Below are 22,761 nucleotides of genomic sequence, written 5' to 3' on the forward strand. Positions count from 1 at the left end.
AAAGTTCGAGATCTTGCAAACACCTGGCTATCACATACCCAATTTGCTGAAGCGAGGCCAGTTGGCCACGACTCAGTACCCGAATTTCTTGACGACCATAGAGCATTGGAACCACCTGATCCCATCCCGAACTCAGCAGTGAAACGATGCATCGCCGATGGTAGTGTGGGGTTTCCCCATGTGAGAGTAGGTCATCGTCAAGATTAAATTCCAGAACCCCTGATTGCTAACGCAATCAGGGGTTTTGTTTTGGGCGGTCGGAAAACGGGGAGAGAGCTGTTGGCCGTAAAAAAGATCCAGCCTGGTTAAAAGCCTTGCTCCCTGATCAACTCAATCAGTGCCCTTAACCCGGCCGGCACATGGCGCCTACCTGGGTAATAGAGGCGCAAGCAGTCAAAAGACGGCGTCCATTCCTCCAGTACGCGCACTAACGTCCCGTTCGCTAAATCGGCAGCGGCATTCCATTCCGTAAGATAGGTCAAGCCTAGTCCCGCCCTGGCAGCCTCAAGCATCAGAGTCGGATTATCCAGGGTCAAAACCCCTTGCACCTCGACAGCAAGCGCTTCGCCATGTCGCTCAAACTCCCAATGATAGATCGCCCCGCTGGGCATCCGGCTGCGAATACACTGATGGGCCCGCAGATCCATGGGACTGACGGGAACTGGGTTGAGAGCAAAATAGTCCGGGCTGCCCAATACCGAAAAACGCTGGGCCGGACTGATATCGACTGCGATCATGTCTTGAGGAACCGTACCCCCGAGCCGAATCCCCGCATCAAACCCCTGCGCGACGATATCCACCAGCCGCCCCTCAGTGACGATATCCAATTTCATCCGTGGATAACGTCGCAGATACTCCAGCAGCAACGGCATCACCTGCTTTGCCGCCCCCGCCGAGGTATTCAGGCGCAAGGTACCGCTGGGTTCCGCGCTGCGATTTCCTGCCTGTTCCAAGGCCGTGCGAATGCTCAACAGTGCAGGGGTAATGGTTTCGACAAACTTCGCGCCCACTTCAGATAACGACACGCTGCGCGTGGTGCGATTGAACAGCCTCACCCCCATCCGCGCTTCAAGCCCCGCGATAGAGTGGCTCAACGCCGATGTCGACACATTCAACTCGGTCGCCGCTGCACGAAAACTGCGATGCCGAGCCACTGCCAGCACCGCTTCCAACTCATTCAGCCCGGATGTATTCATTGTCCTGAATCGCTCATCAACTCATGCCGATTTGTACGGCTTATCAGCTTAATCATAGTGACTTACCGTAGGACGCACTAGCTCAGCGTCCCGGAGGACCTATGCAATACATCAACCAGATTTACATCAACGGCGCCTTTGTGACGCCCCATGGCGAAGAGCTTTTTGACCTGTTCAACCCTGCAACAGGCCAGCGTATCGGCCAGGTTCGATTGGCAAATGAACAAGACGCCCTGGATGCCATCGCTGCCGCCAAGCGAGCTTTTACCGAGTTCTCCCATAGCTCTAAAGATGTGCGCATCGACTATCTCAAACGCCTTCACGCCGCAGTTGAATCCATTGAAGACGCACTTACCGACGCGATTATCGAGGAGTACGGCGCCCCAATATCCCGTGCGCGGTGGATGGCCAGGCATGCAGCCAGCGTCCTGCAAGATGCCGCTTCAGTACTGGAGAACTACAACTTCTCCCGACGCATTGGCATCGCCGAGGTGGTCATGCAGCCGCTGGGTGTGGCCGGCTTGATCACACCCTGGAACAGCAACGCCGGTTTTATCTGCGGCAAGCTCGCTGCGGCGTTGGCCGCCGGCTGTACCGCCGTGATCAAACCCAGTGAAATGAGCGCAATCCAGACCTCGCTAGTCACCCGCGCGCTTCATGAAGCTGGCTTGCCTCCCGGTGTATTCAACATCGTCACTGGCCGTGGCGAAACCGTAGGCGCCGTGTTGAGCGCCCATCCCGACATCGCAAAAGTGTCCTTCACCGGTTCAACCGCTGTCGGCAAAACAATCCTGCGGACCGGCGCCGAGACCCTGAAGCGCGTGACCCTAGAGCTGGGCGGCAAATCACCGGTGCTGATTCTCGATGATGCGGACCTCAAGACGGCCGTGCCCATGGCCCTTCAGGCCGGTTTCATGAACAGCGGCCAGGCCTGTATCGCCGGCACTCGAATCCTGGTACCCGAAAGTCGTTTGGAAGAAATCGAAGCGCTGATGATCGACGAGGTGGGCAACGTGCAAGCCGGCGACCCTCGTGACCCAGCCACTGCGGTCGGCCCCATGGTCAGCCAAAAACAGTGGGAGCGCGTACAGCGCTACATTCAGATCGGGATCGAGGAGGGCGCCCACCTATTGGCAGGAGGTCGCGGTTTGCCTGAGGGCATCAAAGCCGGGTGGTTCGTAAAACCAACCGTATTCAGCCGGGCGACCAACCAAATGGCCATCGCCCGCGAGGAGATTTTCGGCCCAGTGCTCTCGATCATTACCTACGCAACCGAGGAAGAGGCCCTGACCATCGCCAACGACACACCCTACGGCCTCCAGGCATACATCCTGTCTTCAAATCCCGAACGCGCCCGCAGGCTGGCCAGCCGTATAGACGCTGGCCGAGTGCTGATCAATACCCTGGCCCATGAACCTCTTGCGCCGTTTGGTGGCTTCAAGCAATCGGGTATCGGCCGCGAGTACGGCACATTCGGCCTCGAAGCCTTCCTGGAGCCCAAGTCGATCCTGAGCTGATCGTCAGCATAAAAACGCATGAATAAGGTCAACGGCTCAAACCAAAGTGCATGAACAGGCTCCATTAGCACACCGTTCAGGGAAATCGATGCAAAGTGTTTCTGCATTTTTGGTATGGTGCAGCACATTTTCACAAGGACTGATTTTTCCTCCGCAGGAAGCGGCGTCGACCTTATTCAACGAGATGCTGTAGAAATGCCTGAACCAATACCGATCAAGGATCACGAAAAAGAAAACCGCCTGGTCAACAAGCGGCTGCTGGCCTGCGCGCTGCTGGTAATCGGCATTACCTGCGCCCTGGTAGGTCGGATGTACTTCCTGCAGGTGGTGCAGTACGACTACCACTCCACCATTTCCGAAAACAATCGCGTCCACGTCCTGCCGATCACACCGACCCGCGGCCTGATCTATGACCGCAACGGCGTAGTACTTGCCGACAACCGTCCCAGCTACAACCTGACCATCACCCGCGAGCGCACCACCGATCTCAAAGGAGAGCTGGACGCTATCGTCAGCCTCCTGCATTTGCCCGCCGAGGACCGTGGCGTATTTGATAAGGCGCTCAAGCAAGCCCGTCATCCCTTCGTGCCCGTCACCCTGTTCTACGAGCTGACCGAAGAGCAGATCGCCGTGCTGGCCGTCAACGAATTCCGCCTGCCGGGCGTGGATGTCGAGCCGCAATTCGTCCGCCATTATCCGCTGGGTGCGCACTTTGCCCACTCCATTGGCTACGTAGGCCGGATCAACGAAAAAGAATCCAAAGCCCTCGACTCAGTGGAGTACCGGGGCACCCAGTCCATTGGTAAAACCGGGATCGAGCGTTTCTACGAGTCCGAGTTGCATGGCCACGTCGGCTATGAAGAGGTTGAAACCAACGCCCAGGGCCGCGTCCTGCGGGTGCTCAAGCACACCGACCCGATCCCCGGCAAAAACATCGTGCTGAGCCTGGACGTCAAACTCCAGGAAGCTGCCGAAGAAGCCCTCGGCGACCGCCGTGGTTCGGTAGTTGCTCTCGACCCGGCAACTGGCGAAGTGCTTGCGATGGTCAGCAAGCCAAGTTTCGACCCGAACCTGTTTGTCACCGGCATCAGCTTCAAGGAATACGCCGCGCTGCACGACTCCCTCGACCGTCCGCTGTTCAACCGCGTGCTGCGCGGGCTCTACGCGCCGGGTTCGACGATCAAGCCGGAAGTCGCCATCGCTGGCCTCGACAGCGGCGTGGTTACCGCCCAGACCCGGGTGTTCGACCCGGGCTATTACCAACTCCCGGATTTCGACCACAAATACCGCAACTGGAACCACAGCGGCGATGGTTGGGTGGACATGGACGCAGCGATCATGCGCTCCAACGACACCTACTTCTACGACCTGGCCCACAAGCTGGGTATCGACCGCCTGCACGACTACCTGGCCGAGTTCGGCCTTGGCCAGAAAGTCTCCCTCGACATGTTCGAAGAGTCAGCCGGCCTGATGCCGTCCCAAGCCTGGAAGCGCGCTACCCGGCGCCAGCCTTGGTTCCCGGGTGAAACCGTGATCCTCGGCATCGGCCAGGGTTACATGCAGGTCACCCCGTTGCAGCTGGCCCAGGCCACTGCGCTGATCGCCAACAAGGGCGTGTGGAACCGACCGCACCTGGCCAAGACCATCAATGGCGTGCCGCCGGTGGATGAAAACCCGATGCCCAACGTGGTGCTCAAAGACCCACGCGACTGGGAGCAGGTCAACCACGGCATGCAATTGGTAATGCACGATCCACGCGGTATCGCCCGGGCGGCTGCAGCCGGTGCGCAGTACCGGATTGCTGGCAAGTCTGGTACTGCGCAGGTAGTGGCGATCAAGCAGGGCGAGCGTTACAACCGTCTCAAGACCCTGGAGCGCAACCGCGACAACGCCTTGTTCGTCGGCTTTGCCCCGGCGGAGCACCCGCGGATCGTGATTTCGGTGATGATCGAAAACGGCGAGGCCGGTGGCCGAGTGGCGGGGCCGGTGGTGCGCCAGATCATGGACGCCTGGCTGCTCGATCAGGAAGGCCACTTGAAGCCGCAATACGCGACCCCCAGCAAGGCACCGGGTGATCCCCACGTTTGACGCCACAAGGGCATGACACCGTCATGCCCTATCCCTTTTCAAAGGTTGCGCATTGGTCGATGTCGCCTACTGTCAATACAGGAGGTGTCTCATGCACGAATCAAATGAAATCAAACGTAAAGTCCTGCTCAACGCTCCACGCCAACGGGTCTGGGAAGCACTGACCGACGCCGAGCAATTCGGCAGCTGGTTTGGCATCGCCCTCAAGGGCAAACAGTTTGCCCAGGGCCGGGCCATTGAAGCCCCGATCACCTATCCCGGTTACGAGCACGTGGTGTGGAAGGCAAGGATCGAGCGGCTTGAACCACAGACACGGTTCTCTTTCAGCTGGCATCCCTACGCCGTAGACAAGGATGTGGATTACGACGCGGAAACCCCAACGCTGGTGGAGTTCACCCTCGAGGATCACGCCGAAGGCATCTTGTTGCGCGTGATGGAGTCAGGTTTTGACGGGATCCCGGACGTTCGCCGCCAGAAGGCCTACAAGAAGAACTCCCGAGGCTGGGATGATCAGATGAACAACATCGAAGACTATCTGGCGAAATCCCATCAGCCGTGAGCTGATGGGGCGCCGCATTCATCACCCTTCGTGGGCGGTGCTGATTTCCAGGGTATCGGTGTAGGTCACCAACACGCTTTGGCCGACCTTGAGGTCTTTGAGGCCGGCGCGAATTTCCGGTTTCTCCACGGTCAGCACTTTGCTCTGGCCCGCCGGGTTTTCCAGGGTTACCTGGTTTTTCGCCAGGTCAATGTGGGTGATCTTCAACTGCACCTGTACCTGGCGGAAGGCCGCACCGCCCGGGTTCGGGTTATCCGCGGTGGCGCGCAAGACGCCAGTCTTCTCGGTGGCGTCCGGTGCGCTCTTGTCGATGTCGGTGTCCAGCACGGCGGCGACCGAATGGGTCACCAGCACCTTGACCTGATCACCTGCCTTGAGATTGCCCAGGTCCTTGGCCTGGTCGCTGAGCTGCACATGCACCTTGCGGCCTTCGGCACCTTCGAGCACCACCTGATGGTTGGCGGCATCCACCTCCAGCACCTTGGTGGTCACCTCATCGGCTTCCAGCGACTTGGACAACGGGATATCGGCAGCATGTGCCGTCAGGGCACCAGCAGACAGCAGGGTTGCCAGGGCAATTGCCTGGCGAAGAGGGCGCAATACATTCATTGAGTGGACTTCCATGTGAGAGGAGCCTTGAGTCTAGTGGCGCGTTCGCGATTCGCAAATTCGCCACTGAGACGGAACGGCTACTTGATCACCACCGGATTCACCGGTGCGCCACTGCCCCCGACAATCTTCAGCGGGGCGGCGGTGTAGAGGAATTTCCACTGGCCGTCGTCCGCACAATCGGCGGCCAGTTCCTCCAGCAACACGATTTCGGTGAAGGCGATCCCCAGGTTGCGCATCAGCGCGCAATGCAGCGGAATCTGCACCCCGGACACCGGGTCGGTGATCACTTCGTTGGCGATGGTGTCGGTCACCAGGTTGGGGATTTCCATCTCGTGGAACCACTCCACCAGCTCCCGGCTGTAGGTCAGCCCCGGCTCCATCAGGTCCTTGAAGAACTCGGTCTTGCCCAGCTCATAAAACGCCCCCATGGACCCGGTGCGGATGATCAGGATGTCACGTTTTTCAATGGTCACGCCCTGGGCTTTGGCGGCGTCGAGCAGGTCCAGGTGGTTGAAGGTTTCGCCCCGGCCCAGGCACTTCTTGCCGCGATGGCGGGCCATGTCGATCAGCACCGCACGGCCCACCACGCCGCGTTCGGCAATCGCCAGCACGCTGGCCTTGGCGATGCCGCCAACGGTGGTCTGGGCGTCGTAGCCGTTCCACAGTTGATTGTCGTACCAGGCGTGGCCGAGGGCGTCGTATTGGGTCGAGCCTTGCAGCTGCATGAAGATCACGTCGTCGGAATACGCCGCACCACCGGTCATGTGCGGTTGTTTGCCGAAGTGGTAATGGCTGTGGTCGAGGGTATTGAAGCGCATCGACGGGTTGCGCGCCGGCCACATCGGGTCGCCGTCGGGGTGGCCGATCTGCACTTGCAGGGTAAAGGTCTTGCCCTGGCGCACCGAGGCCACGCCCCGCAGTACTTCGGCTTCAGTCAGGTAATTGAGGGCGCCGACTTCGTCGTCCGGGCCCCATTTACCCCAGTTCTTTGGCAGGCCTTCAAGCAATTCGCGGGTGTTCGGCTCGTTCTTATTATGAAGATCACACATAGCAATTCCGGTCCCTGTGAAAGTGAGTTACACGCAGCGCCCGCCATCGACTTCAAGGCAAGTGCCGGTGATGAACGCCGCTTCGTCCGACGCCAGGTACAGGCAGGCGTTGGCCACATCTTGCGGGGTGGAAAAGCGCCCCAGGGGAATGGTCGCCATGAATTTCTGGCGGTTTTCCGGGGTGTCCGGCACGCCCATGAATTCGCTGAGCAACGCCGTGGCACCCACTACCGGGTTCACGCAGTTGACGCGGATATTGTCCGGCCCCAGCTCCGCCGCCATGGTCTTGCTCATGACCACCACTGCGCCCTTGCTGCCGTTATACCAGACCAGACCAGTCCCGGACGCGGGCGGATCGCCGCCGTCGAGGCAATATTGACGAACACGCCGCCGCCCTGGCCGCGAAAATGCGGCACAAAATGCTTGGCGCTCAAGAAGATGCTTTTGACGTTGACCGCAAACACCCGGTCGAATTCGGCTTCGTCGACTTCCAGCATCGGCCGGTTGCGGTGGGTGGTACCGGCGTTGTTGATGACGATATCCAGGCCGCCGAACTGCTCCAAAGTGCCACGCAGCAGGGCGCCCATGCTTTCATCGTTGGCCACGTTGACCTCGATGAAATGCGCATGGCCGCCGCTTTCGGCGATTTCATTGACCACCCGCTGACCGCCCACGGCGTTCATGTCCGCAACGATGACCTTGGCGCCCTGGCGGGCAAATGTCTTGGCGATGCCCTCGCCAAACCCCGAGCCGGCGCCGGTGACGATCGCGACTTTATTGGCTAAACGCATGGTGTGTTCTCCGTTCTTGTTGTTGTGAGGAATCAACCGTGTTTGATCGCAATGGTCTTCAAGGTGGTAAAGCCCAGCAGCGCCTCGAAGCCTTTTTCCCGTCCATACCCGCTGGCCTTCACGCCGCCGAATGGCAATTCAACTCCGCCACCGGCGCCGTAGTTATTGATGAACACCTGGCCACAACGCAGGGTGCGCGCCAGGCGCATTTGCCGTGCGCCATCGCGGGTCCACACGCCGGCCACCAGGCCGAACTCGGTGCCGTTGGCCAGGCGAATCGCTTCGGCTTCATCGTCGAAGGGCATCACGGCCAGCACCGGGCCGAACACTTCCTGTTGCGCCAGGCGACTGTCAGGCGGCACATCGCGAAACAGCACCGCCTCCTGGAAATACCCGCCGCTGCCGGCCTCGGCCACCACCGTTCCGCGCGCGGCGACGGTGATCCCTTCCTGTTCGGCTTGACGAATAAACTCGCGCACCAGGCGCAGCTGCTTCTGATTGATCAGCGGGCCCATGTCCAGGTCCAGCGCCGAAGGCCCGGCGCGCAGTTCGCTGAAACGTTGGCTGAGGCGTGCGAGCAGGGTTTCGTAAATGCTGCGTTCCACCAGCAAACGGCTGCCGGCGGAGCAGGTTTGCCCGCAGTTCTGAATGATGGCGTTGACCAGCACCGGCAACGCTTCATCCAGGTCGGCATCGGCGAACACCAGTTGCGGCGACTTGCCGCCCAACTCCAGGGTGACCGGGCAGTGGCGTTCGGCAGCGGCTTTCGACACGGCAGTACCGGTGGCGGTGGAGCCGGTGAACGAAATGTGATCGATGCCCGGGTGTGCACACAACGCCGCGCCGGCTTCGTAGCCGTAACCGGTGACTACGTTGATCGCGCCGGCTGGAAAACCAACCTCGGCAGCGATTTCCGCCAGGCGCAGCAACGACAGGCTGGCATCTTCCGCCGGCTTGACCACGCACGCATTGCCCGCCGCCAACGAGGCGCCGACGCTGCGCCCGAAAATCTGCATCGGGTAATTCCACGGGATGATATGCCCGGTCACCCCGTGGGGTTCGCGCACCGTCAACACCGTGTAGCCCGCCTGGTACGGTAGGGTTTCGCCGTGCAGTTTGTCGGCGGCACCCGCGTAGTATTCGAAATAGCGGGCAAGGGCGGTGGCATCGGCGCGGGCGACTTTCAGCGCCTTGCCGGTGTCCCGCGCCTCGATCTGCGCCAGCTCTTCATGATGTTCCAGCACCGCCACGCCGAGCTTGGCCAGCAAACGGCTGCGCTCCACGGCAGACAACCTGCCCCACGGGCCGTCGAAGGTTTCGCCGAGTGCCAGGCGCGCCGCGCTGATCGCCGCCTCGATATCGGCGGCCGTGCCACGGGCGATGCTCGAATAGGTATCGCCGGTGCTGGGGTCGATCACCGGAATGTCTTCCAGCGAGGTCGACGCCAGCCATTGGTTGGCGATGTAATGTGCGTTGGTCATGTTCAGCTCCTGTTCCCTGCGACGCATTCGGCGATGGCGCGACCCACTTCGACAGTGCTGGCGCTGCCGCCCATTTCCCGGGTGCGCGGGCCTTCGGCAAGCACCGTTTCGATGGCGGACACGATGGCTGCCGCCGCTTCCTGATAAAACGGATCACCGTCGCCCAGGTGCTCGATCATCAGCGCGGCCGACCAGATCTGCCCGATGGGATTGGCGACACCGAGCCCGGCAATATCCGGCGCGGAACCGTGCACCGGCTCGAACAGCGACGGGTAGCGCCGCTCGGGATTGAGGTTGGCCGACGGCGCGATGCCGATGGTGCCGGTGCACGCCGGGCCGAGGTCGGAAAGGATGTCGCCGAACAGGTTGGAGGCCACCACCACATCGAACCAGTCGGGATGCTGCACGAAGTGCGCGCACAGAATGTCGATGTGGAACTTGGCGGTCTTCACGTCCGGGTAGCGCCGGGCAATTTCGTTAACCCGCTCGTCCCAGAACGGCATGGTGATCGAGATACCATTGGATTTGGTCGCCGCCACCAGGTTTTTCCGCGGCCGCTGTTGCGCCAGTTTGAAGGCGTAGTCCACCACGCGGTCCACGCCTTCGCGGGAGAAGATCGACTCCTGCACTGCGATTTCCCGCGCCGTGCCTTCCCACATGCGGCCGCCAACGCTGGAGTATTCGCCCTCGGTATTTTCCCGCACCACGATAAAGTCGATGTCCCCCGGCACGCGGCCGGCCAGCGGGCAGGGCACGCCGGGCATCAGGCGCACCGGGCGGATATTCACGTATTGATCGAACTGGCGGCGGATCTTCAGCAGCGACTCCCACACCGCAGTGTGGTCGGCAATGATGTCGGGCGCACCCACCGCGCCGAAGAAGATCGCGTCATGGCTGCCGATCTGTTCGGCCCAGTCGTCGGGCATCATCGTGCCGTGGGCCAGGTAGTGTTCGCTGCACCAGGCAAAGTGGTCGAAGTGAAAGTGAATACCGAAGCGCCGGCTGACAGCGTCCAGTACCCGCAGGCCTTCGGGCACCACTTCGCGGCCGATGCCGTCGCCGGGAATCACGGCGATGCGGTGGGTGGGGCGGGTGTGGGATTGGGACACGCCGTGTCTCCTGTCTTGTTTTTATAGGAAGGTCTGGCGGGGGCATTCTTGGCACAGCTGTGACAACAGGGGAATTGCTAATTGTGGAATCGGCCTTCGCAAAATTCGAAGGCCAAAGGTTTACGCAGGGTTGGCGCTCAGGTAGTCGAACAGTGCCAGGCTCGTCAGTGACGGCTGTTCCTTGCGCATGCACAGGTACATCTGCCGGTCGGCCCAGCTGTCGTCGATTTCGATAAAGCGCAAGGCCATCTCCTTGCGGAAGATCTGCACCGCGCCCTGTGGCAACACGCCCACACCCTGGCCGGCGGCGATCAAGCGGCACACTGCTTCGAAACTGCGCACCTGCACCCGCAGCCGCAACGGCATGCCGATCGCCGCGGCGGCCTCGGTAATCAACGGGGTGATGGCGGCGTTGTCTTCCAGGCCGACGAAGTCGTAGCCGAGCAAATCCTCGAAGCGCGCATGGCGCATTTTCAGTGGGTGGTCATTGGGCACGAGCAGGCACAGGCGGTCCTGGCAGTAGGGCTCGAACCGCAGCTCTTCGCTGGGGCGGGTGGTGACGATACCGACATCCGCCACGCCCTCGCGCACGGCCTGGAGGATCTCCCGGCTGCGCTCCTCGCGAATATCCAGGCGGATGCCCGGGTGCAAGGTGTTCCACTGGGTCAGTTGGCGCGGCAGTTCCTGGCTCATTGCCGAACTGTTGGCGTACAGGCAAACCCGGCCGGTGGCGCCCTTGGCGTAATCGGCGAGATCGGCGTGCATGCCGTCCACGGCCCGCAGGATCGATTGTGCATGCTGGGCCAATACTTCCCCGGCTGCCGTCGGTGAAACGCCGGTGGAGGTGCGGGTCAGCAGGGCGACCTTGAAGTGCTGCTCCAGCAGCGACAGGCGTCGGCTGGCGGCAGAGAGGGAGAGATGGGATTGCTCGGCCGCCCGGGACAGGTTGCCCAGCTTGACCGCCTTGAGGAACAGCTCGATGGAAGTGAGGTCGGGGGACATGCCGGGGTCCTTGTGCGCAGTGGTTGGGAAACTACGCAGTTGGCGTTCGGCTGTCCAATGTCCGGCAAACAACCCGGGTGCAGGCAGATCTGCTTTCTGTAGGAGCTGGCTTGCCTGCGATAGCATCACCGGGATGCATCTGATACACCCCGGTGCTTCCATCGCAAGCAAGCCAGCTCCCCGATTTACTGGGTTAGAAGTCGATACTGGCCGACAGCTTGGCCACGCGCGGGTCACCTTGGGTCAGGTAGCCGCCGAGTGCCGATTCCCAGTACTTGGTATTGGCGACGTTCTCCACAGTGGCGCCGAGGGTGACGTCACGCTGTTCCACCTTGAAGGTGTAGCGGGCGCCCACGTCGAAGCGGTTCCAGGCGGGCAGGCTGAGGTTGTTGGCCGCGTCGGCATATTGGCCGCCGGTGCGCAGCATCCGGCCGTTGACTGTCACGCCTTGCAGGCCTGGTACATCCCAGTCCACGCCGGCATTCAGTTGGAAGGTCGGTACGCCGATGGCGCGGTTGCCGTCGTTGGCGCCGTTCTGGGTGCCGTGGACTTCGGTGTGGATGATGGTTGCGCCGCCCAGCAGGCGCAGGCCGGCGATCGGTTCACCGAACACGTTGAGCTCAACGCCTTTGTTGACTTGCTCGCCCTGGCGAACATAGGTGGCGCTCAAGCCGTCGGCGCTGAGTTGTGAGTAACCGTCGGTTGGTTGCTCGATGCGATACACACCCAGGGTTGCGCCATAGGTACCCATGTCGAGCTTGACCCCGGCTTCGGTCTGTTTCGAGCGCGCCGGGGCATAGGCCTGGCCGGCGTTAGTAATGGGTGCGGTGCCGGCGTTCTGAGGTGCGGTCGGGCCCTGGGCCAAGCCTTCGATATGGTTGGCATAGAACGACACGTGGTCCCACGGCTTGAACACCAGGCCGTACACCGGTGTGGTGATCGACTTGTCGTAATCGGCGTTACGTGGGCCCGACCCGTAGGCATACCCTTGGACCACCAGTTCCTGGCGGCGCAACCCGGCGGTCACCAGCAAGCGATCATCCATAAAGCCCAGGGTGTCCGAGACCGCTGCACTGCGGGCGAAGGTCTTGGCGGTGATGCCCGGATCGTTCAGGTCGCCGCCGACGAAACTGCCCTTGACCGGTTCGGCAACGTCCACCGGGTTATAGATATTGCTGGCGTGGCCGTTGAGGTCGAAGTCATAGGCGTTGCGCGTCTGGGCCCAGATTCCGGTCAACCCGAAGTTCAGTTTGTGGCTGACAGCGCCGGTCTGGAACTTGCCATTCAAGCCCGCCATCAGGCTGGTGTTGTCTTCCTGGTGGGCGATGCGCGAGCCGCTGACGGTGGCATTGCCCAGGGTGTCATTCAACGTGACCGAGGAGTAACGGCCAATCTCGTTGGTGTGCTTGGCGCCGCCCGCGATGTAGGCGGTCCAGTTGTCATTCAGATCGTACTCGGCGCGCAACATGCCGAAAGTGTCTTCCAGGCTGCTGGTGCCCCAGCTCGGCGCGTAGTTGGTGTCGGCCGAAGGCGCGTTGGGGATATGGGTCAGGTTCTGGCCGAGCAACACGGTGTTGCGCCCGCCATTGATCTGCTGTTTCGAGTAGACAAAGTCTCCCGACAAACGCAGCGCATCACCGCGATAGTCCAGACCAACCGCAAACAGCTTCGAACGCTGGCTTTCGTCATCGATCCCGGTGTCGCCTTCACGCTGGGAAATATTCACCCGTGCGCCAAAACGATTGTCCTCGCCAAAACGTTGCCCGATATCCAGGTGCTCGCCGACCCGGCCATCGCTGCTGATGTCGGTGCTGAAACGCCGCAACGGCACATCATCGGCGCGCTTGGGTTGCAGGTTCACACCGCCGCCAATCCCGGAGCCGCCGGGCGTCACGCCGTTGATAAAGGCGTTGGGGCCCTTGAACACTTCAACCCGCTCCAGGGCGTCGGTGGACATGATCTGGCGCGGCAGGATGCCGTACAGACCGTTGAACGAAATGTCATCGCCGTTCAGCGGCAGGCCACGGATCACAAAGGCCTGGGCCTGGTTCGCGTACCCCGACGCCTGGCGCACGGACGAATCGTTGAGCAGCACATCGCCGACGTTCTCGGCCTGCTGGTCACGGATCAATTTTTCGGTGTAGGAAGACATGCTGAAGGGCACGTCCATGATGTCCTGGTTGCCCAGTACCCCCAGTTGCCCGCCGCGGGCGACCTGGCCGCCGGCGTACACCGGGGGCAGGGCGTTGGGCGTGGCCGCGTCGGCGCTGATGGTGGTAGCACCCAGTTCCAGAGCCTTGCCGTCCTGACTGTTGTTCGCATCCTGCGGGGTTTCTGGAGTGGCGGCGTGAGCGGCGAGGCTCAGGGAGCAGCAAAGGGCGAGCAGGGTAGGGCGAAACGGCACAGCCAAACGGGTGGAAGTGGGCATGGTCGATCCTGACGGCGAACCGTCAATGTGAGGAAAAGGGCAACAACGTTGCGCGTCCTCGCTGCGCGGATACGACTCCGGTGCGAATGATAGTAATTGTCATTAATGTTCTGCAACAAGTTTGTGAGATTACTCTCTCCGTATACGTAGGCCATTTCGGTTAAATCGCCGCGCCGTGGCACAGGCCGAGTAGAATCACGCCCTGAAAGTGATTCTTGAGGTGTGGCAAGGTGGATTTACAGCAGGGGTTTGTCCTGACCCGGCATTGGCGCGACACCCCGGCGGGCACGGAGGTCAGCTTTTGGCTGGCTACCGATCAAGGCCCCAGGTTCGTGCGCTTGCCGGTGCAGACCTCCGTGATGTTCATCCCGCAAGCCCATCGCAAGCCCGCCGAGCTGCAGCTCAAGGGCGAGCGCGGTATCGAGTTGCGTGACCTGGCGCTCTGCGACTTCCACCATCGCCCGGTGCTGGGCCTCTACACCAAACAGCATCGCCAATTGATGGACCTGGAAAAGCGCCTGCGTCGAGCCGGCATCGACGTCTACGAAGGCGATGTGCGCCCGCCCGATCGCTACATGATGGAGCGCTTCATCACCGCGCCGGTGTTGTTCGGCGGCAAAGCGGGCGAGGGCGGCATGCTGGTGGAGGCGCAGATGAAACCCGCGCCGGATTACCGCCCGCCCCTCAAGCTGGTGTCGCTGGACATCGAGACCACCGCCCAGGGCGACCTGTATTCCATCGCTCTGGAAGGTTGCGGCGAGCGCCAGGTGTACATGCTCGGCCCGCCCAACAACACCGATGCGGTGGACTTCAAGCTCGACTACTGCGACACCCGCGCCGAACTCCTCGAACGCCTGAATGTGTGGCTCGCCACCCATGACCCCGACGCGATCATCGGCTGGAACCTGGTGCAGTTCGACCTGCGCGTGCTGCACGAACATGCGCAACGCCTGAACGTGCCGCTGCTGCTTGGCCGTGGCGGTGATGCCATGGGCTGGCGCGAGCACGGCAGCCGCAATCACTACTTCGCGGCAGCGGCCGGGCGGTTGATCATCGATGGCATCGAAGCCTTGCGCTCGGCCACCTGGAGTTTCGAATCCTTCAGCCTGGAAAACGTCGCCCAGACCTTGCTCGGTGAAGGTAAATCGATCTCCACGCCGTACCAGCGCATGGACGAAATCAACCGCATGTTCGCCGAGGACAAGCCCGCGCTGGCACGCTACAACCTCAAGGACTGCGAGCTGGTCACGCGGATTTTCGAGAAGACTGAGCTGCTGAAATTCCTCCTCGAACGAGCCAGCGTCACCGGCTTGCCGGCAGACCGCAACGGCGGTTCGGTGGCAGCGTTCACGCACCTGTACATGCCGCTGATGCACCGCCAGGGTTTCGTCGCGCCGAACCTGGGAGACAAACCACCCCAGGCCAGCCCCGGCGGGTTTGTCATGGATTCGCGCCCGGGCCTCTACGAGTCGGTGCTGGTGCTTGACTACAAAAGCCTCTACCCGTCGATCATCCGCAGCTTTCTGATCGACCCGGTGGGCCTGATCGAAGGCCTGCGTCACCCCGAAGACAGCGAGTCGGTGGAAGGCTTTCGCGGTGCGCGGTTTTCCCGCACCCGGCATTGCCTGCCGTCGATTGTCGCGCGGGTTTCCGAGGGCCGCGAAGTGGCCAAGCGCGAACACAACGCGCCGCTGTCACAGGCGCTGAAGATCATCATGAACGCCTTCTACGGCGTACTCGGATCCAGTGGTTGCCGCTTCTTCGACACGCGACTTGCATCGTCCATCACCCTGCGCGGCCACCAGATCATGCGCCAGACCCGCGAGCTGGTCGAAGCCCGGGGTTATGAGGTGATCTACGGCGATACCGACTCGACTTTTGTCTGGCTCGGCAGCCCCCATTCCCAGGAAGACGCGACGCGCATCGGCCTGGACCTGGTGCAGCACGTCAACACCTGGTGGCGCGAGCGCCTGCAGAATGAGTTCGGCCTGCAAAGCGCCCTGGAACTGCAATACGAAACCCACTTCAGCCGCTTCCTGATGCCGACCATTCGTGGTGCGGAAGAGGGCAGCAAAAAGCGCTACGCCGGGCTGGTCACCCGTGCCGACGGCAGCGAAGAAATGGTCTACAAGGGCCTGGAAACCGTACGCAGCGACTGGTCGCCCCTGGCCCGGCAATTCCAGCAGGAACTCTACCAGCGCATCTTCCACCGCCAGCCCCACCAGGATTATGTGCGCGACTACGTACGTCGCACCTTGAGCGGCGAGCTCGACGACCTGCTGATCTACCGCAAGCGCCTGCGCCGGCAACTGGGTGACTACGAGCGCAACGTACCGCCCCACGTGCGCGCCGCGCGGCTGGCCGACGAATACAACGACCGCCAGGGCCGCCCGCGCCAGTACCAGAACGGTGGCTGGATCAGCTACGTGATCAGCGTCAACGGCCCCGAACCGCTGGAAGTGCGCCAGGCACCGATCGACTACGACCACTACGTCACCCGGCAACTGCAACCGGTGGCGGACGCGATCCTGCCGTTTGTAAACGATGACTTCGGCACCCTGGTGGGCGGCCAGATGGGCTTGTTCTGAAACGGCTTGCCTTGAGGTGGCGAGAGCCTGCAATCTTGGCCACTGACGACCACCAGACAGCGCAGCCCTCCCATGACTGAAATCACCCTGACCGGCACCACGGTCGAACTCCGGCCCCTGCAACGCGAACACGCCACCGCCCTGGTACAGGCTGCTGCCGACGGGCAGTTGTGGAACCTCAAGGTGACCAACGTGCCGGGGCCCGACACCGTCGAAAAGTACGTGGACATTGCCCTGGCCGGGCGTGAGGCAGGCACCGTGATGCCGTTTGTCATCGTGCGCCGCGACACCGGTGAAGTGGTGGGCAGCACCCGGTTCTGGAAGGTCGACCGGGTCAATCGCAAGCTGGAGATCGGCCACACGTTTATCAGCCAGTCGGTGCAGAAATCCGGGGTCAACACCGAGGCCAAGCTGTTGCTGCTGACCCACGCGTTTGAAGTGATGGAGTGCGTGCGGGTGCAGTTCACCACCGATGAACTCAACGAAAAATCCCGGGCCGCGATCCTGCGCCTCGGCGCGGTACAGGAAGGGATCGTGCGCCACGAGCGCATCATGCCCGATGGCCGCAAGCGCAACTCGGTGCGCTTCAGCATCATTGATCCGGAATGGCCACAGGTGAAGGCGGGGTTGCAAGCCAGGCTGGCTCGCTAGGGCTTATGGCTCAGCTCTTCCACCAACTCATCCATCCGGTCGGCAATTTTCGGCGTGGTCGACAGCACAAAGCCTTTTTGCGTGCCCACATAGGTCTCGACGATGTACAGCGTGTCGCCCACATCCAGCCCCAGTTCCTGCAAGGCTTCGTCTGGCAGGCGGATGGCGCCGTCGCCGTCCCAGTCTTCGATCGTGACGCGTTTGCTGTGCATGATGGCTTCCCGTTGAACGAATGAACGGCCTAGCCTAACACCTCAATCCACTGTCAGGAGGCTTGGCACTGTGTACACCCTTTACGGAACCCAAGGCACCGGCTCGTGCATCATCGAAATTGCCCTGCAGCGTTGCGGTGTCGAGTGGTGCCAGGTCGACGCCTGCTCCTGGGAAGACCGCGTGGGCAACGAGGCGTTGGCGCGGATCAACCCGCTCAAGCAAATCCCTACCCTGCAACTGCCCAATGGCAGCGTGTTGACGGAAAGCGCGGCGATCCTGATTCACCTGGGCCTGCAGTTTCCCGCCTCAGGGCTGCTGCCCGAGGAGCCCGCCCAAGTCATTCGCGGCCTGGTGTACATCGCCGCCAACTGTTACTCGGCGATTGGCATCATCGACTATCCGGAACGCTGGACCGACAGCCCCGATGCGCAGCAGCATGAACAGCTGATCAGCGGCACCCGTCGCCGCCTGCATGGGGCCTGGGAAGTGTTTGCCGATCAATTTGCCGAGCAACTGTCCACCCCGGCGCAGGTTCCGAATGCACTGGCGATCATGGCTGCGGCGGTGTCGCGTTGGGCAGGCGGGCGGGACGCGCTGCACCAGTCGCGGCCTGAGTTTGCCCGGGTGCTGGCGCAGGTGGATGCCCACCCAAACGTAGCGCCGGTATTTGCCCGGCATTGGCCGTCGTGAGCATCCGCAATCAAAAGAAACAATGAGGCGTAAGGTGGCTAAACGCCTTGCGTCGCGGGCGTCCTGACCTACGCTTTCTGAAGTTGTTGTAGGAATCATCCTTGAATTTGACTGTCGCAGACATGAAACTCAAGAACCCTGCATGGAATTCAAAGGAGGTGTGCATGCTCATCCGGTCGCTGACCCTGGCTACCCTGATGGCTTTTACGGGGCCGCTGTTGGCCGCGGATGATCTCAATCCGCTCAAGCAGGACCTGGGCAAGTCCCGTCCGTTGGTGGTGGTGGAGCTCGACTCCGGCAACCCGACGTTGGCCACCCTCAAGAAACAGCTGGACGAGCCTGCCAACAAGCAGTCCTTTGAAGAGCGCAACATGGTGTTGTACACCGTGTCCTTTGGCAGCATCGGCGCTGAAGGCGAGAAGTTCGCCAAGGACGCGAAGGACAACAAGAAGCTCGCGCCGCCGGAAACCAACGCGCTGATCCGCGCACTCAAGCTGGGCGCCGGCAGTGGTACCAAGGTGATCCTGGTGGGCAAGGACGGCGAGAAAAAACTCGAGAAGACCGTGCCACCCGACACCCTCAGCCTGGCGGATTTCTTCAGCGCGATTGATCAGATGCCCCAGGCTGAAAAGGACCTTGCCGCCCCGGCCGAACCTGAGCCCGCTGCCCCTGCAGCAGGCAAGCCTGGAGCCAAGGCGGGCAAAAACACCAAGCATCCAGCGCCACAACCGGCACTGGATGATTGAGCGTTTTTCTGTGGGAGCTGGCTTGCCTGCGATAGCATCACCTCGGTAATTCAGGCACACCGCGGTGATGCCATCGCAGCCTCGCTAAAGCTCGACAGCTCCCACATCACGCCTCAAACTCCAGGCTTTTCACCGGCCACCGCCGGTGCCTTGCGTATCGGGAAGGGGAAGTAGAAAAACCGCAGGAACGCTACCCGCTTGATCACTTCGCCGATCATCAACGGCACCACCACCGCCACCACCAGCCCGATGCTCGCCGACAGCAGCGGATGCAGCCCGAACCGTTCCATCAAGTCCACCGTCTTGTGTTGAATTTCCCCGTGGAAGATCAACAGAATCAACGTCGACTGCCCGATGTACGTCATCGCCCGCGTCAGCAGCCCCGAGACCATCATCACCCCGGCCAGGGCCCAGCATACATATACGCCGATCACCGCCAGCAAACTGGTCCACAGCCAGTGGTCGTAACGCCGCTGTGCCAGGTCCATGGTGTCCCAGCTGTAGATGAACACCACCGCAAACAACGCCATGGCGCCCAGTAGCGTCAGCAACGAACTCTGGTGGCGACGCAGCACGTCCCGCAGCAAGTAACCAAAGATAAAATAGGTACTGCTGATCAACGTCACATCAATGCTGAACGGCAGCCCCGGCATCGTCCAGGTCTGCCCGCCGACGGTTACCGGTACCTGCCAGAACCACGGCAGGGTCCAGATCCCGAGCATCAATTGCAGGGTGATCACCACGCAGCTCATGGCCAGCGACAAGCCCAGGCGCTGCATCAGCCGCAACATCACCCAGCCGAACAGAATCGCCACCCAGAAGTGCGGCAGGAACCACAGCGCCTGCCATGGAATGGTGTCCACCGAGGCATACAGCACGCCGCCGATGTCCGGCAGCAGTGCCTGGCCGCGCAGCAGGTCGCGGATCAGGATGTACACCAGCATGGTGAAGAAGAACGGCTTGAGCAGTGCATCGGCCTTGCGCACCGCCATCTCGACAAAGGGTTGTTCAGGCTTGAAGAACACCCCGGAGAGAAAGAAGAACAACGGCAGGATAAATACCGCCAGCAGCGGGTACAGCAAGTCCAGGGAACTGGCGACAAACCAGCTGTGCCCGAACACGATGATCAGGATGCCAATGCCCTTGGCAATATCCATTTGAATCCAGCGTTTTTTCACCTGACTGCTCCCACTCTATAAATCTGCCTTGCGCCACGGCTTGAGCCACAGGCCCATGCCCAGCAACACCACGGCCCCCGCCAGGGTGCTCAACCCCAGCTGAAGCCAGATACCTTGAACCCGAAACAACACCAACGCCGCCAAGCTCATCACCAGCCCACTCAGCAACCAGTGCCCCTTCCAGGGCAGGGCGCCGAGCAAGGCCTGGCGTTGCATCAGCAGCAACGCCGTGCACAGCACGCCGGCGAGGGCGGCCAGCGGGATACCCGCCAGGCCAAACACAAACGGCAGCACACCCAGCAGCAACACGTTCACCAGGCTGCCCAGCAACTCGCAACGCAGCGGCTGGCGGGTGTCGCCGGCGGCATAGGCATAACGCGCCAGCAGGGCGTTCCAGGCGCCGAACACCAGCGGCACGGCAAACCAGGCCAGCAGCAGCGGCAACGGCGAATCCACCGACTGCTTCGGCAGCAGCAACGCCACCAGGCTCGGCGCCGCCGCCACCAGGCCGACGCCTGCGGGCAGGGTCAGCAGGCTGGCGGTTTCCAGGCCGCGCTTGAGCAGGGCCAGGCGCTCGTCGCCCTGGCGCCGGCTCATCATGCCCAGCAGCACCTGGTTGAGGCTCATCAGGGCAATCAACGGCAAGTTCATCAGCTTGCGGGCCAGGTTGACCCAGGTCACCGCACCTTCACCCAGCAAGGACGCCACCAGCCGTTCAATCAGCGCCAAACCCTGGCTGGCACCGTTGCTTAAAAGCAGCGGGCCTATGCGTGCGCCCAGCTCGCGCAATTCCAATGTCGAAGCCCGCAGCCGCCACGGCCGCCAGCCCAGGCGCAGCATCGACGGCAACAGCGCCAGGGGCATCAGCAGGCTGCCGGTGAGGCAGGCCAACGCCAGCGAGTGCGGTTGCGTGGCGGTGCCGGCGAGGGCGAGGTAGGTCACCGGCGGCAGGTTGAACAGCAACGAGCCGAGCCCCGCGACCACAAAGCGCTCGCTGGCCTGCAGCGGAATACTGAACAGCGCATGCAGCATCAGCCCCGGCACACTCCAGGCGAGAATCTGCAAGTTGCTGCTGGCGAGGCTGGTGGCCGTCGCCGCCAGCCCCGGGCCGAGCAGCTGCACCAGCCATGGCGCCAGCAACGTCAGCAGCAGGCTGGTCACCAGGGCGATTAGCAACAGCGCCGGGAACAACACCGCCAGCCAGTCCAGGCGCTCGCCGTCCTTGCGTTGCAGGTACAGCGGCAGGGCGGCGGCACTCAGCACACCGCCGGCCAGGGACATGCGCAACGCTTCGGGCAAGAACAGCGCGATCAGGAACGCATCGCTGCGCTCGCCCGCACCCCACGCCGCCACCAGCAACCACTCACGGGCAAACCCGAGGCACAGCCCCAGCAAGGTTGCCAGGGTCAACCAGAACGCCGATCCGAGCATGCCTAGGGCCCGACGCTATCGAGCACAGGCTTGCGATGCGCCACGGTCTTGACCTTTGGCAGACGCGCCGGAAACAGCCGCCGCGCCTCCAGCACGTTGATCCCCACCATCAGCCAGAACAGCGCAATCATCACCAGGGCGAAGCTGAAGTAGTGGTCAAAAAAGCCGCTGACCAGCGCCGACAGAATCCCCGCCGTGCTGCCCAGCCAGATCGCATTGTCCTTGGTCAGGCGGATCGGGCCGATTTCCGGACGGGACTCGCGCCACCAGCGCCAGGTCACCGCGATAAACAGCAGCATGCTGATCACCCCGGTCTTGTAGACGAAATTCAGCCACAGGTTGGAAATCCCCAGCAGGTGCGTACCCGGCACCGGAGGGTCAACCTTGAAGCCAATGCCCAGCGGGTAACTGGCCACGGCCTGGGGGAACATGCGGTATTCGTCAAAGCGCACTTCCGTACTCGCGTTCTGCGCCGAAAAGATCGTCGCCAGGCGTTCCTGCAGCGGTGGATACGACACTACCAGCGCCGCCGCCAACGCCACGCCGATCATCAGCAAACGCCCGGTGTACGGCACCCGCCGCGACGCCATCCAGATCAGCACCAGCGCCAGGCTGACCATCGCCCCCCGGCTACTGGCCAACAGCAGGGCCGCCGCACCCAGGCAGGCAACGCCCAGGCCGAGACCGCGTTTCCAGCCGGTGTTGGTGATGCCGTAGCAGAACGCCAATGGCAGCAGCAGCGCCATGATCCCGCCGGTGGCATTCGGGTGCATCCATGGCGAACCCATCCGCGAGGCCATGGCACCCAGGCCCAGGGACAGGGTGTCGAGGCTGCCGTAGTTCATCAGGGTCAGGATCGGCAACATGCCCGAGGCCGAGCGCGAGCGGATAAATACACCGATGGACATCACCAGCATCGCCAGTGTGCCCAGCAACAAGGCGATCACCAGGGCTTCGCGGTTCTTCTGTTCAACCAGCAGCTTGGCGGCGAGGAACAGCACCGACAGGTTCAGCAGCCAACGCAACCAGTTCGCCACGCCGCTGGCCTCGGCGGTGATGCTGACCTGGCCGACGATAAATGGCACCACTGTGAAGATCATCAGCCACATCAACATGCGGTCGGTAGGGCGCCGCGACAGCGGTGGGGCGGCCGGCAGGCGCGAGAGGAAACCGTGCCAGATCACCGCCGCCCAGGTCAGGGCGATCAGCGCCTCACTGACCGTACTGCGAATCCCCAGGTTGAGGGTGGAGTAGGGCATGAACGTCGCCACCAGGGCGAACAGCAGCAGTCCCCAGAACGGGAACCGCAGAATCGTCACGGCAGCGGCCAGGCCGATCACTGCCAGCACGGCCTTGACCGGGGAAAGAAACAGGATCAACCCACCAAACAGCAGGCCGAAGACGATGGCGACGAGGCTACCCAGTGAGATTC

At 62.0% G+C, this 22,761-nt stretch carries 20 protein-coding genes and 1 rRNA gene; 8 read left to right on the top strand and 13 right to left on the bottom strand.

The window, feature by feature from the left end:
• The first annotated feature begins 87 nt into the window (after positions 1–87).
• Positions 88–203: ribosomal RNA gene (gene rrf, locus HX786_RS15020) — 5S ribosomal RNA — on the top strand.
• A gap of 102 nt (positions 204–305) precedes the next feature.
• On the opposite strand, the gene HX786_RS15025 is transcribed toward rrf, so the two are convergent.
• Positions 306–1,196 carry a LysR family transcriptional regulator gene (locus HX786_RS15025; RefSeq protein WP_178912278.1) on the bottom strand — a complete coding sequence of 297 codons (891 nt, stop codon included), beginning with the start codon at positions 1,194–1,196 and terminating at the stop codon, positions 306–308.
• Between the two features lie 101 nt (positions 1,197–1,297).
• Between HX786_RS15025 and HX786_RS15030 the strand changes: the two genes are divergently transcribed.
• The 3 genes from HX786_RS15030 to HX786_RS15040 all read left to right on the top strand — a co-directional run bounded on the left by HX786_RS15030 (position 1,298) and on the right by HX786_RS15040 (position 5,360).
• Positions 1,298–2,713, top strand: coding sequence for an aldehyde dehydrogenase family protein (locus tag HX786_RS15030; RefSeq protein WP_178912279.1), 1,416 nt, complete (start codon positions 1,298–1,300; stop codon positions 2,711–2,713).
• 195 nt (positions 2,714–2,908) lie between these two features.
• A complete protein-coding gene (mrdA, locus tag HX786_RS15035) occupies positions 2,909–4,801 on the top strand; it encodes a penicillin-binding protein 2 (protein WP_134327049.1) in 1,893 nt (630 codons plus the stop codon).
• A 91-nt stretch (positions 4,802–4,892) separates the two neighbouring features.
• Complete coding sequence (locus HX786_RS15040) at positions 4,893–5,360, top strand: SRPBCC family protein (protein ID WP_178912280.1); 468 nt, start codon at positions 4,893–4,895, stop codon at positions 5,358–5,360.
• A gap of 21 nt (positions 5,361–5,381) precedes the next feature.
• Here the strand turns inward: HX786_RS15040 and HX786_RS15045 are convergent, their stop codons facing one another.
• The 8 genes from HX786_RS15045 to HX786_RS15075 form a co-directional block, all read right to left on the bottom strand.
• Positions 5,382–5,969 carry a hypothetical protein gene (locus HX786_RS15045; RefSeq protein WP_102369595.1) on the bottom strand — a complete coding sequence of 196 codons (588 nt, stop codon included), beginning with the start codon at positions 5,967–5,969 and terminating at the stop codon, positions 5,382–5,384.
• Positions 5,970–6,049: 80 nt separating this feature from the next.
• Positions 6,050–7,021, bottom strand: a complete 972-nt coding sequence (locus tag HX786_RS15050; protein ID WP_178912281.1) for a cyclase family protein — start codon at positions 7,019–7,021, stop codon at positions 6,050–6,052.
• Positions 7,022–7,048: 27 nt separating this feature from the next.
• A complete protein-coding gene (locus HX786_RS31920) occupies positions 7,049–7,315 on the bottom strand; it encodes an SDR family oxidoreductase (protein ID WP_256735300.1) in 267 nt (88 codons plus the stop codon).
• Complete coding sequence (locus HX786_RS15055) at positions 7,312–7,812, bottom strand: SDR family NAD(P)-dependent oxidoreductase (protein WP_256735301.1); 501 nt, start codon at positions 7,810–7,812, stop codon at positions 7,312–7,314. The genes HX786_RS31920 and HX786_RS15055 overlap by 4 nt, the downstream gene beginning before the upstream one ends.
• Before the next feature lie 32 nt (positions 7,813–7,844).
• Complete coding sequence (locus HX786_RS15060; RefSeq protein WP_177054828.1) at positions 7,845–9,293, bottom strand: aldehyde dehydrogenase family protein; 1,449 nt, start codon at positions 9,291–9,293, stop codon at positions 7,845–7,847.
• A 2-nt stretch (positions 9,294–9,295) separates the two neighbouring features.
• Positions 9,296–10,402 carry a tartrate dehydrogenase gene (locus HX786_RS15065; protein ID WP_087695327.1) on the bottom strand — a complete coding sequence of 369 codons (1,107 nt, stop codon included), beginning with the start codon at positions 10,400–10,402 and terminating at the stop codon, positions 9,296–9,298.
• 120 nt (positions 10,403–10,522) lie between these two features.
• Positions 10,523–11,404: a LysR family transcriptional regulator gene (locus tag HX786_RS15070; protein WP_003208237.1), complete on the bottom strand. Its 882-nt coding sequence runs from the start codon at positions 11,402–11,404 to the stop codon at positions 10,523–10,525.
• A gap of 193 nt (positions 11,405–11,597) precedes the next feature.
• Positions 11,598–13,832: a TonB-dependent siderophore receptor gene (locus HX786_RS15075; RefSeq protein ID WP_177009201.1), complete on the bottom strand. Its 2,235-nt coding sequence runs from the start codon at positions 13,830–13,832 to the stop codon at positions 11,598–11,600.
• Positions 13,833–14,062: 230 nt separating this feature from the next.
• Here HX786_RS15075 and HX786_RS15080 point away from each other — a divergent pair, with 230 nt between their 5' ends.
• On the top strand, positions 14,063–16,420 hold the full coding sequence (locus tag HX786_RS15080; RefSeq protein ID WP_102605361.1) for a DNA polymerase II: 2,358 nt from the start codon (positions 14,063–14,065) through the stop codon (positions 16,418–16,420).
• Positions 16,421–16,492: 72 nt separating this feature from the next.
• Positions 16,493–17,071 carry a GNAT family N-acetyltransferase gene (locus HX786_RS15085; RefSeq protein ID WP_008434573.1) on the top strand — a complete coding sequence of 193 codons (579 nt, stop codon included), beginning with the start codon at positions 16,493–16,495 and terminating at the stop codon, positions 17,069–17,071.
• On the opposite strand, the gene HX786_RS15090 is transcribed toward HX786_RS15085, so the two are convergent.
• The gene (locus HX786_RS15090; RefSeq protein WP_003208231.1) at positions 17,068–17,283 is read right to left on the bottom strand and encodes an AbrB/MazE/SpoVT family DNA-binding domain-containing protein; all 216 of its coding nucleotides are present in this window, start codon (positions 17,281–17,283) and stop codon (positions 17,068–17,070) included. The genes HX786_RS15085 and HX786_RS15090 overlap by 4 nt on opposite strands.
• A 70-nt stretch (positions 17,284–17,353) precedes the next feature.
• On the opposite strand from HX786_RS15090, the gene HX786_RS15095 reads away from it, so the two are divergent.
• On the top strand, positions 17,354–17,974 hold the full coding sequence (locus tag HX786_RS15095) for a glutathione S-transferase (protein ID WP_178912282.1): 621 nt from the start codon (positions 17,354–17,356) through the stop codon (positions 17,972–17,974).
• A gap of 164 nt (positions 17,975–18,138) precedes the next feature.
• Positions 18,139–18,720 carry a DUF4174 domain-containing protein gene (locus HX786_RS15100; RefSeq protein ID WP_003208227.1) on the top strand — a complete coding sequence of 194 codons (582 nt, stop codon included), beginning with the start codon at positions 18,139–18,141 and terminating at the stop codon, positions 18,718–18,720.
• A 113-nt stretch (positions 18,721–18,833) separates the two neighbouring features.
• Here the strand turns inward: HX786_RS15100 and HX786_RS15105 are convergent, their stop codons facing one another.
• From HX786_RS15105 to HX786_RS15115, 3 genes are read right to left on the bottom strand one after another with little or no spacing between them, the layout of a single operon-like run.
• Positions 18,834–19,877, bottom strand: a complete 1,044-nt coding sequence (locus tag HX786_RS15105; RefSeq protein WP_178912283.1) for an acyltransferase family protein — start codon at positions 19,875–19,877, stop codon at positions 18,834–18,836.
• Positions 19,878–19,913: 36 nt separating this feature from the next.
• Positions 19,914–21,329, bottom strand: coding sequence for a murein biosynthesis integral membrane protein MurJ (gene murJ, locus HX786_RS15110; protein WP_178912284.1), 1,416 nt, complete (start codon positions 21,327–21,329; stop codon positions 19,914–19,916).
• 2 nt (positions 21,330–21,331) lie between these two features.
• The gene (locus HX786_RS15115; protein WP_102605378.1) at positions 21,332–22,759 is read right to left on the bottom strand and encodes an O-antigen ligase; all 1,428 of its coding nucleotides are present in this window, start codon (positions 22,757–22,759) and stop codon (positions 21,332–21,334) included.
• Positions 22,760–22,761 lie beyond the last annotated feature (2 nt).

The organism is Pseudomonas sp. 21615526, assembly GCF_013386245.1.
GTDB lineage: Bacteria > Pseudomonadota > Gammaproteobacteria > Pseudomonadales > Pseudomonadaceae > Aquipseudomonas.